General features: G+C 57.2%; 9 protein-coding genes. All 9 read right to left on the minus strand.

The window, feature by feature from the left end; all coding sequences use genetic code 11:
- Window positions 1–53: 53 nt before the first annotated feature.
- Window positions 54–812 (minus strand): TorD/DmsD family molecular chaperone, encoded by a 759-nt coding sequence (locus DMP06_RS11665; protein ID WP_245962322.1) that lies wholly within the window; start codon window positions 810–812, stop codon window positions 54–56.
- Between the two features lie 210 nt (window positions 813–1022).
- Window positions 1023–2234: an NrfD/PsrC family molybdoenzyme membrane anchor subunit gene (gene nrfD / locus DMP06_RS01840; RefSeq protein ID WP_123208026.1), complete on the minus strand. Its 1212-nt coding sequence runs from the start codon at window positions 2232–2234 to the stop codon at window positions 1023–1025.
- 15 nt (window positions 2235–2249) lie between these two features.
- Window positions 2250–2867 (minus strand): sulfate reduction electron transfer complex DsrMKJOP subunit DsrO, encoded by a 618-nt coding sequence (dsrO, locus tag DMP06_RS01845; RefSeq protein WP_123208027.1) that lies wholly within the window; start codon window positions 2865–2867, stop codon window positions 2250–2252.
- Window positions 2868–2878: 11 nt separating this feature from the next.
- Window positions 2879–5275 carry a molybdopterin-dependent oxidoreductase gene (locus DMP06_RS01850; protein ID WP_123208028.1) on the minus strand — a complete coding sequence of 799 codons (2397 nt, stop codon included), beginning with the start codon at window positions 5273–5275 and terminating at the stop codon, window positions 2879–2881.
- A gap of 355 nt (window positions 5276–5630) precedes the next feature.
- A complete protein-coding gene (locus DMP06_RS01855) occupies window positions 5631–6641 on the minus strand; it encodes a slipin family protein (protein ID WP_123208029.1) in 1011 nt (336 codons plus the stop codon).
- A 1-nt stretch (window position 6642) separates the two neighbouring features.
- Window positions 6643–7062: a GntR family transcriptional regulator gene (locus tag DMP06_RS01860; RefSeq protein ID WP_123208030.1), complete on the minus strand. Its 420-nt coding sequence runs from the start codon at window positions 7060–7062 to the stop codon at window positions 6643–6645.
- Between the two features lie 18 nt (window positions 7063–7080).
- Window positions 7081–8136 (minus strand): NrfD/PsrC family molybdoenzyme membrane anchor subunit, encoded by a 1056-nt coding sequence (gene nrfD / locus DMP06_RS01865; RefSeq protein WP_123208031.1) that lies wholly within the window; start codon window positions 8134–8136, stop codon window positions 7081–7083.
- Window positions 8137–8441: 305 nt separating this feature from the next.
- Window positions 8442–8999 (minus strand): aminoacyl-tRNA hydrolase, encoded by a 558-nt coding sequence (gene pth / locus DMP06_RS01870; RefSeq protein WP_123208059.1) that lies wholly within the window; start codon window positions 8997–8999, stop codon window positions 8442–8444.
- Window positions 9000–9184: 185 nt separating this feature from the next.
- Window positions 9185–10369 (minus strand): Mbeg1-like protein, encoded by a 1185-nt coding sequence (locus tag DMP06_RS01875; RefSeq protein WP_123208060.1) that lies wholly within the window; start codon window positions 10367–10369, stop codon window positions 9185–9187.
- Window positions 10370–10768: the final 399 nt, after the last annotated feature.

Below are 10768 nucleotides of genomic sequence, written 5' to 3' on the forward strand. Positions count from 1 at the left end.
GCAGCATATCGGCTTCTTTTTACAATGTGGCGTCTCGAACCACCGTCACGCCGCTACCGCGCGATCAATCTCACGTGGAAACGCAGTATTGCGGCAATCAGCCCTGCTAGGCCAACGAAATATCCCTCCGGGAACTCCTCGGCAATGCGAGCGCGAAAGGCGTCGACCCAACTTAGAGGGTGCGTCTCGATGAACGTGAACACGGAGGCATCGCTCGCAGGGTCAATCGAGGAAACCTTAGCGACGGAATCGGTCGGCTCTGCAGCCTCTGCGCTTCCCGTCGGTTCCCCCGTGGCGCCAATGCCTACGCCTGGCTCCGCCTCGGCATCATCGGCGGCATCCATCTCCTGCGCCGCGCGGCGGTGGCACAGCTCCGACAGGTACAGCAGCTCGATTCCCATGTGGTCTTCATACTGATGATTCTCGTTTTTGACTTCAAGGCCAGCGGCCTTCAAGAGCGCCTTCATTTGGAAGGTCGCCTCGCCGAATCCTATATTAGTATCCGACCGATACATAGTTTCCCAAGGAGCTGCCGAAGGCGAAGGAGGACCGATGAACAGCTTGGTGTACTCGACGGAAGCATCCTGCACGATATTGCCGCCCTCTTCCGCCCGAGCAACAGCGCCCTCGGCATAACGCACGCAGCCTGAAATTGCGTCCGAAACACCGGCGTCGTCGAAATCAGGAAACGCCCGCCAAAACGCAGGATCAAGCCCCACGGCGGACGTCTTGCTCATGGGAGCCAGCAAGGAGTTGCCCAAAAATGCGTACGCCTCGGAGAGCGTTTGCCAGGGAATGAGCTCTTTCGTCATGGAAATACCTCCGTCACACGATGAAAACACGAGGGGCCGCACGCTAGGGAGGGAGAACGTACGGCCCCGAAAGAAGAGGCGGTTGCGAACGCGCCGCATCATGGCGTTTGCCGCCGTCGAGCAACGGCAATCGCAGCGCTTGAGGCGCCATCCTAAACGGCCGGTTGCTCCACCGTGCCAGACGGCGCCTCAGAAGGCGATCCCTTGTTACTAAGCGGCGGCGCCTTCGGCGGCAGGGGCGTCAGAGGACTGCTCCTTCTTGGCCGCGGGCAGCAGTTTCTGGCACATGACCATGAACGCCAGCGCGCCAAGCGAAATCACGCCGATCACGATGACGATTTCGACCCACGTGGGAGCATAGGTGCCTACAACCGCCCACACATCCATACCGGTCGCATGCGCAGAAGCGCTCGATCCGCTGATGATGCCAGGGGCACCATACACATTGGGCATAAAGAACGAAGTGAACAGCAGCCAGATGCGCTTGCAGAACACGCCGATCACGATGCATGCGCTGGCAAGCATCACAAGGCCCATGTTCTCACGGTTACGCGCGAACACGAGAATGCAGAACGGAATCAGAAGCCCAAGCGCGATCTCAGCCCAGAAGAACGGAGCGGTCACGCCCGAAGTCATAACGGCGAGCGTCTCGGCGCCGGCAGCACCGGGATACGCCATGGTCAGAACCTCGCAGCCCACCAGGAAGGCGTCGATTGCCACGCAGGTGGCAAGCAGGCCGGCAAGGCTGGACATGAGCTTCTTCTCGGTCTTGAACCAGCCGGACTTGTTGAGGCCGCCCAAGACCAGCATCAGCAGAGCGAGACCGGAATCCATGGCGGAGACGACGAACAGCGGAGCCATGATGGCGGAATACCAGCCCTCGCGAGAAAGCTGCAGGCCGAAAATCCATGCGGTCACGCTGTGAACCAGAATTGCCACAGGCAGAGCGAAACGGCTCACGATGGCAACCTTGCGGTCAGCGTCGTCCTTGTTGGAGGTCATGAACACCAGGTAGATGATGTTGATGACCAGATACAGGCAGATCACGCAGATATCCCAGCACAGAGGCGAGGTGGGATTGAATCCGGTGATGATGCGCCACACACGCTGGATACCGCCCAGGTCAACCAGGACGAAAATACCAGCAACGCAGATGCATGCCGTGGACAGAATGACGGCGGGAAGCGCCACCTTCTTATACTCGGCCACGTGGAACACGCTCGCCGAAGAGGCCACAATCAGGCCGCCAGCGGAAAGGCCCACGAAGAACATGAAGCATCCGATGTAGAGGCCCCACGACGTGCCGTTGTTCATACCGGTCACGCCCAAGCCGCCCATAAGCTGATAGATCCAGGCAGCGATGCCGGCAACGGTCAGAATGCCCAATACGGCGTACGCGATTTTCGTCTTGCCAGAAGTCATAGTTGCACCTCCTCCTTATTCGAAGTAATGGACTTGCGGCTTGGTGCCCTGCTCCTCGAGCAGCACATAGGCATGGCGCTCGGCAATGAGCTTGGAGATCTCAGAATTGGGATCGTCCAGGTCGCCGAAGGTACGGGCGCGACCCATACAGGCCACAACACACCTCGGCTCCTCACCACGGTCGGTGCGCTCTTTGCACAACGTACACTTCTCGGCCACACCCTTAGAACGCACAGGCACCGTCTTGTCCCCATAGTCGAAGTCGGGCTCGCGATGCGGCTCATTCCAATTGAACACGCGAGCGTTATAAGGACAGGCCGCCATGCACATGCGACAGCCGATGCACTTGTCGTAATCGATTTCTACGCGACCCTTGTCGTCTTTGTACGTTGCTCCCGTGGGGCACACTCGCATACAGGCAGGGTTTTCGCAGTGCTGGCATGCGACAGGAACATACCTACGTGTGAGGTTAGGATATTCGCCCACCGCACCATCAACCATGTCAGACCCCTCGGTAATCACGCGGTTCCAAAGAAGTCCCATGGGGATGTTGTTTTGGATCTTGCATGCAATCGTACATGTATGACACCCCGTGCATCGATGCAGGTCAATTGCTATTCCATATCGAGTCATGTCCGCTCTCCTTACGCCTTTTCAACTTGAACGAGCGTGTCGTACATGGGAATGTTCGCACCGTACGGAAGCACCTTACCGCGCTCGATAAGAGTGTCGTTAGTAACATCTTGATAGCTCGCCCCGCCCGTATCGCGGCACCACGTTCCTTCGCACATATACACCTGCCCGGGACGTGCCGCGTTGTTGATAAGACAAGTTACGCTGAATTCGCCACGGTCGTTAAAGATACGTACCGTATCGCCACTCTGAAGACCGCGTGCTTCGGCGTCTGTGGGATTAATCTCCAGCGTAGGATATGGAACAATTTGATTGACCCATTCTGAATTCCACCATTGCGTGTGCACGCGGTAACGGCGACGAGCCTGCACGAACTGCAACGGATACTTCTCTTTGAGAGGGTTGTCCGCATAAGCCTCGATAGGGGATTCGTAATTGGGGAGCTCTTGATTGTACCCAAGCATACCTTCGTGATAAATCTCCAGTCTCCCCGACTTAGTTTTATACACCTGATCGGTATGCCCAACGTAAGGACCATCGGGATAGTCAAGACGCATGATGCTGTTATTTTCCTTGAGCTTCTCATACGTAACGTTTTTGAAGGCCTGGTCGTCTGTGGTTAGCTGCGCCTTTACGTAGTCAACCGTGCTTTCCGGCATATACTCGCCGAACCCAAGTCGCCCACATAACTCATGCTCAATTTCAAAGTCAGTTTTGCTCTCAAACAGTGGATCGAGCACTTTCATTTGCAACAAGATATGATTCTTCGACACCTGAATCATGCCACACTCGTCACGTGTCTCAAAGCCCGTGCATACCGGCAAGACGATATCCGACCATGCCACGCTATCGCAGTAGTAAATATCGCTAGTGACAATAAAATCAAGCGTCTTGAGCCATTCCTTGGTGGTGTTGTAATTACCCAAATGTTGGACAAAGGTGTTGCCCAAATTGAACACCGTATGCACGCTACTTGGATTCGTGCGCATGAGAGGCGTCTGCATCTCAAGAGGGGTCTCCACAAACTCAGCAGGTAGGGCCCAGGCGCCAAGCTTCGCCGTAAGAGAGTGGCAACCATAATGATTACCACGCACACCAGCTCCGCAGCCAGGCTTGCCGATGTTTCCCGTCAAAGAGGGCAGCAGCGACATAGCATGTCCTGCGATATCGGCATTCGAATATTTGTCATTTCCACCGTAGCCAATCAGAAGAAACGAAGGAGTTTCCTGCGCATATTTACGAGCAAGCTCAATAATTTGGTCTTCGGGGATGGTGGTCACCTCGGATGCCCAGGCTGTCGTATAGTTTTTCTGATTCTCTTTCAACAGAGAGAAAACCGTCGTGCACTCCACGCCGTCCACTTCGAATGTGCCCTCTAAAATAGGGTCAGCCACCTCGTCCATGAGACGAGCGCGCGAACCATCCCACACATAATGCGTTGCGGTCTCGGTGCCATCTTCGGCAGTAGACGTTTCTTTGAGCATGGAGCCATCAGCCGTGCTCACCAAAAACGGGCAAGACGTATGTGCCTTAATGTACTCTTCGTCATACCATTCGTTATCGAGGATGGCGCTCACCATGCCAAGGTAAAGCGCGGCATCGGTGCCGGGTTCGATAGGTACCCACGTATCTGCCTTAGAAGCAGTGGAGGTGAAAATGGGGTCAACTACGGTAACGTTGCATCCCGCTTCTTGCGCATCAAACATAAAACGAGCATCGGTCATGCCGCTTTCCAGCAGGTTGACGCCAACCATGATAAGCGTTTTGGTGTTTACCCAGTCGGTCACTTCATAAGGTCCCTTACCCATTGTGGCATCACCAGTCGTCTGGTCAAGACCGTTGCCCTGTGCCATGTCTATGCCGCTTTCACAAATGGCTTGAGCACCTAATAGCTTGCGCAAAAGCGGCATTTCGTACACCAAGCCGCTTGAATAAGGGAACAGAATAGACGAACCGCCGTATTTATCCACGCTTTCTTGAAGCTTCTGGGCAACGGTGTCGAATGCCTCTTCCCAGGAAATGGACTCGAATTTTCCCTCTCCGCGCTCCCCCACACGCTTGAGGGGCGTTTGGATGCGATCGGGACTGTAGATGCGTTGAATCTCGCTCAGACCCTTGAGACAGCAAATCGAATACTGGTCCTCTTCCCATGTATTGCTTTCGATGTTTGCCATGCGACCATCACGCACCGTACATTTTAGCGAGCATCTATTGCCGCAGTTCGTCTGGTGGAAGGTATAAATCACTTGGTCTTCCGCCTCGGCATGAGCTTCGGCAGGCGCCAGCCAGTTGTTGGTGGTGGTCATGCTTGCGGCGCCGGCGAGGCCCAATGCACCCGCCGCCACGCCTGCGGTTTTGAGAAAGTTCCTGCGCGTCATCCCGGCATGCGGGCTTGTAGCTCCTGACATTTCTCCCCCTTCGAAGATAGTCAGGATACCCCTCTAAATTGGTTCCCCTGCGGCCCGTCGGCCGTATTGCCTGCGCGATTCCTTGGACATGCCCTTTCCGGCATCCGCCCTCAACGAACCTGCCCTTCTGGATTCCGCCCTCGCAAATGGACTCGCCACCGAGACGCTTCCTCATAGGACAGCATGCGCAGACACGGTTAGCTCAACTCCTGGGTATCCCCCCAATACTCCTTCAGAATTGGCCAAATTCTTCTAGCTCGCACTATACAAAGATATCCTAGGATAATCAATATTTGTCCTAGGACTATTTATCCTAGGATTATTCTTTTTTGAGATAATGGGAGACACGCAAGCGCTACTTTCCCGTTGCCAAATCGCGCAACGCCTTAGCGGCGGCGTCTTTGCCGCCATCGCCCAGCACATCGCCAAAGCCCTCGCTGAAACTCGAAGGCACCACCACGGTGCCGCCCGTTTCACGCACGCTTTCGTACAACAGATGCATCGCGCGCAGACGCATGGCCCCGTCGTTTTTGCCGTACACCTCGCCCATTTCGTCATAGGCCTGGCAAATGTCCTGCTCGGCTTCGGTCAGGATAATACGGGCCTTCTTGCGCTGTTCGGCCTGCGCCTCGAGCGACATTACGTCCTGCAGCTCTTTGGGCACCAAAATATCGCGCACCTCCACCGAGAGAATGCTAATGCCCCACTGATCGGCTTTTTCCTCGAGCACGCGCTTGAGTTCGCGATCCAGTTGCTCGCGACGAATGGCAACCTCGGCGGCACCCGCGCGGCCTATGGCATCGCGCAGCGCGGTTTGTGCGGCAAGTTCCACCGCGCGCGTGAAATCGCCCACCTCGAGACATGCCGCCTTAGCATCCCACACCATCCAAAACAGCACAGCATTCACGTTGAGCGGCACAAGGTCGGCGGTCAACGTTTCTTCCGCGCCAAATGTGGTCACGCGCATGCGGCCGTCAACGCGCATGGTGTTCTGCTCGATAAAGGGAATCGTCCAGAAGAGCCCCGGCCCGCTTACGCGGTTGAATTTGCCAAACCGCAGCACGATGACCTTCTCCCATTGCTGAGCGATATGGACCGCCATGGTTGCCAACGTCGCAAGCACCGCGGCGGCAACCACCGCACCTAGCCCCACCGATCCGGTAAGCACATACGCTGCACCCATCACGACGATGAACGTCACCGTAAACACGGCGGCAGAAAACAGCCATACCCCCGAGTTTGAAGCGCGCTCGCCGTCTGCGAACTCGGTGCGTGCGTCGGGCCGAACCGCCGTCCGCTCGCGAATGCCCGCCACTCCGCCCGAAGGCTCCGCCGGCCAAGATCCGTTCTCGCGTCGTCTTGCCATGTTAGTTCCGCCTTCCGGTTGCAGTACCGCCTTCTTCGCGCTTGAGCTGCTTAATCTTGCGGCTCATGCGCTGCTGTATATCGTCCAGGGATAACCCCAAATCACGACAGCCCGAAATAAGATCGTCCATCATCTGGTCAACCTCTTGGGTGTACTCCTGGCTTACGTCGGCATCCAGATCGCGCACGAACACGCCACGCCCACGCGACGACTCGAGATACCCGTCGTTCGAAAGGCTCAAGTACGCCTTATTCACCGTGTTGAAATTGAGGGAGATGTCAGCCGCAAGCGCGCGCACTGTGGGCAGCCTGTCACCCGGCTTGAAATATCCCGTGTTGATAAGATACGCGATGCGCTGGGCAAGCTGCACCCACGGGGGCACATCGCTCGTCTGGTCAACTTCAAAAGGAAATTCCGACATAGACCATCTCTCTCATATTCACAGCATATTGCCGATCGACGCCACCATAGGATGAACGCCCGCCGCAACGATGCAGTATCTCATCACGAGCCCGCCAACCAACACACAGCACGCGGGCACGCACATCAAAGCCGGAACGGGCACGCGACGCCTGCCTGCCACCACAATGCACTCTAGAGCAATGGGAACCACAAGCCCCACGCCAACGAACCCCAGCCAAAATACCCAAGCGGCCTGACCGCCAAGAAGCGCGCCCGCCGAGACAAGAGCCGCATACTGCGTGGGGCTGTCCGCCACAACGCTACCGTCTATCGCGCTCAGAGGGGAATTGCCCTGCAAGGCCGCCCCCACCAGCAGAGCGCAGGCGATAGCCTCCAAAACAATCACCGCCACATCCACAATAACCATGCGCCGCATAACGCTGTGGAAGATGCGCACCGTGCCGTTCGCGCACGCTGCGATTAAGACGAGCGCCATTCCGCACGATAGCGACGAAAGCGCGAACAAAACGGGCAACCATGGCGTTGCCCATAGGGGAACCGCATCTATTCCCTGCAACAGAAGCCCCGTGTATAGAATCACGCCCAACGATGCGGCGGCGAGCGTTGCCTGAACAATGCGAAGAGCCGCCACGCGCACACGCGCAAAGCTTATCCAGAGCACAAGGATCAAGCAGGTGAGCGCCAATGCTGCCGTCAGAAACCATACGCCCAACGTAATGAATGTAGGAGTGGGACTGAGAAACACGAGGGCCACCCGATCGGCGCGCGCCAAATCGACTATGAGACATGCCACGCCGAGCGCGAGCGCCGCAAGAGAGACCGTATGTCCCGCAACAAAAAGACGACGATACGATGAGGGAGGCTTGAGCAGCCACATCGTGCGCGGCTGCACCGCCGCCTCGCGACGGTTGACGTAAAGCGGCGCCGCGACTGCAGCGCGACCACTTGCAGCGACCACGCGCGCAGCAATCTCATCGCGCGGCGACAGAAGCCCCATAACGGCGAGCACCAAGCAGGCTCCCCCGCCGGCGCCGCCCAAAAACAGGTAGCACACGACCAAATCGCTCAGCATGCCTCCCGCCTTTCGCCGCCCTCGTTTTAGATAATCCTAGGACATTATAGTGGAGAACGCACCCCGCGAAAGTGCGGAGCGGCCAGCAAAACACGCAAGAGAGGCCCCTCAACCACTCGCCTCGCCCCGCCAAAGCGCAACCACGGCGGATGTCATTGGCCGCGATTCCCGGTACGCACGGTGGTCGGTTACGGCAAGCCCGGCGGACAGGAGCAAGCAAACGCCAGACTACACACTGAAGCCGCTCAGGCCGAGAAGACGCCTACCCAGACAGCGAAATCGCCGGCAGCGATGCCGGCGATTGTCTAGTTGAACTTCTGCTGCGTCTTCTCCAGGCCGTTTTTCAAAAGGAACGGCGCTGCCTCGGCGGCGCGTTGCGCACCTTGGACGAAATCATCCCACGCCTCTTTCTTAGGCACGCTCAGCACCCAATCAACCACCGGCATACGTCCCGGCGGACGACCGATGCCAACACGCACGCGCGCCCAATCCTTGGTCTGCAGCTTATCGGCGATAGACTTGAGTCCATTATGCCCCGCTAAACCGCCGCCGAATTTCACGCGAATCGTACCGGGATCGATGTCCAGCTCGTCATGAATCACCACGATATCGTTCGGCGTAAGTTTATACGCCGCGCACAACTGCTTGACCGGACCGCCCGAGGTGTTCATGTAGCTCTGCGGCTTGGCAAGCAGCACTTCCTCGCCGTCGATTTTCACCTTGGCGGTAAGCGCGCCGCACTCGGACTTCCAATAGTTCGCTCGGTATTCCTCGGCAATCAAATCTACCGTGTCAAAGCCCGCATTGTGCCGCGTGTGCGCGTATTCGTCACCCGGATTACCCAGGCCGACAATCATTTTCACGAATCGTCCCTCCATCCCGCTACAAGCGGAAGCCATTCTCTCACAAAACGCTTGGCTGAAACGCGCCATTCCTCCGCCGTGCCCGCAAACCAGCAGACCGGCATCGATATCGCGGCAGCCTCGCTTATTCCTCCGCTCGAGGACACAAGAGGCGAACGAACGCTGGTACCACCCTTCGCTCGCCACTACTCCTCCGCTCGAGGGCGCAAGACCCCCGACACGCCGCGACGGAAAATCTGGCTTAAATCGCCGCCCACATTCTTGAACACCACTTCAGACAGCGTAGCCGCCGCTCCAGTAAGCACGCCTCGCGTCTTGCCGCTTGCCGTGCGCGCCGCATCCATCAGGCCGCCCACCATTTTAGCCCCGCCGCTAAACAGCTCAGACAAATTGGTGGTACCCGACGCCTCAAACACCTCAAACAATGCATCCACGATCACGCGCAGTTCGTTGTCGCTATAGCGCGAAAGCCATTCGTCGAACACGCGATCCATAAACAGCGCTCCGTCGGAGAGGCACGCATCGTACACGAAATCGCGCCCATCCACCTGCCACGAGAAAGGATCATGCTGCATGATGCCCTTCGCATCGCTGTGAACCACGCGGTACGCCGCACGCGTTTCCATAAGCATGCCCACCACGGAATCCTGTGGCACGGTTTTGTGCACCAGCGGCGCCGTGCGCTCCACCTGCTCTTTCGAAAACACGTCGCGCCGAAAGCCGGGGCCATCATGACAGTAGACTCGCTCGATACGTGAAAGAACCTTGTCCGATGCGTTCGCCGCCGCATAAATCGCCAAATTGCCGCCCTTGGAATGCCCGCCCACAATCAGGGCTCCCGGCACATAGGGAGCCACGTCCTCCAAATAGCGCGCCGCATATTCCTGCGCGGGAACCGACTGCATGTATGCCATGTCGAAATCCTCACGCCAGCCGGCAAACGACGTGTCGGTCCCGCGAAATCCCACGTACGTAAACAAGTCCTTGTACGTGAACGAGTACGCAGCGAACTGTACGGGGCCATCGCCATCGAACACGCTCGCATAACGGGTGACAACTACATCGCGAAACCGAGGGCTGGCGGCAAGCGCCAAGGCAAGCTCTTTTACCTTCGACGGTACCAGCCCGGTAAACATATCATCATAGAACTCGGCTCGAAGCGCATCGCGGAACTGGGCATGTTTCGCTGGAAAGAAACGCTCCGAAATGCGACCAAACACACCCGACCGCACTCCCGTTTCGCTTGGCTCCAAAACCCCTTCCATGCGCACCATGCAGAACTCGGAAAGAATCAGTGAGTCAACAGGATTGAACGGAACCTCTTCGAAGGTCGCGAATTCATGCTCTAGATAGTCGATGATGGTGGCCATGACGCCCTGCCTTTCCAAAACCTCATCCACTTTCGCACGATTCACGACGTCGCGGCACGCCAAGCGGGCCGATTCCACGAACCCGCCATGCTTCCAGCGGAGTCTGCCGCTAGGATTTCAGAGGTTGGCAGTAATACGAAGTATGTAATCCATTTTTGCGTGCAAAATCTCAAAACTGCCAGTTTTCCTAAGTATGTAATCCTCCGCGTTGTTTTTTTCGACCCCTCTCTTGGCAAAACCGCAAGAAAAGGCCCCCTTTCGGGCATCTGTTGGGTAGTGTGCCGATTGTTGGTGTCAAGATCCCGTTCGGGAGGCGCGGGCCGCAGGCCCGCCCGAGCGAACGGGACATCGCCCAGGATCGCCTGCATTCTACACCATCACGCTGCCCTCTTCGCCTCG

The sequence above is a fragment of the Slackia equolifaciens genome (assembly GCF_003725995.1).
GTDB classification, from domain to species: Bacteria; Actinomycetota; Coriobacteriia; order Coriobacteriales; family Eggerthellaceae; genus Slackia; species Slackia equolifaciens.

Excerpts from the sequence above, each read along its gene's own strand:
- nrfD (WP_123208031.1), bottom strand. The coding sequence starts at position 8,136 with ATGCTGAGCGATTTGGTCGTGTGCTACCTGTTTTTGGGCGGCGCCGGC.
- dsrO (WP_123208027.1), bottom strand. The coding sequence starts at position 2,867 with ATGACTCGATATGGAATAGCAATTGACCTGCATCGATGCACGGGGTGT.
- DMP06_RS01850 (WP_123208028.1), bottom strand. The coding sequence starts at position 5,275 with ATGTCAGGAGCTACAAGCCCGCATGCCGGGATGACGCGCAGGAACTTT.
- DMP06_RS01860 (WP_123208030.1), bottom strand. The coding sequence starts at position 7,062 with ATGTCGGAATTTCCTTTTGAAGTTGACCAGACGAGCGATGTGCCCCCG.
- DMP06_RS11665 (WP_245962322.1), bottom strand. The coding sequence starts at position 812 with ATGACGAAAGAGCTCATTCCCTGGCAAACGCTCTCCGAGGCGTACGCA.
- DMP06_RS01855 (WP_123208029.1), bottom strand. The coding sequence starts at position 6,641 with ATGGCAAGACGACGCGAGAACGGATCTTGGCCGGCGGAGCCTTCGGGC.
- nrfD (WP_123208026.1), bottom strand. The coding sequence starts at position 2,234 with ATGACTTCTGGCAAGACGAAAATCGCGTACGCCGTATTGGGCATTCTG.
- DMP06_RS01875 (WP_123208060.1), bottom strand. The coding sequence starts at position 10,369 with ATGGCCACCATCATCGACTATCTAGAGCATGAATTCGCGACCTTCGAA.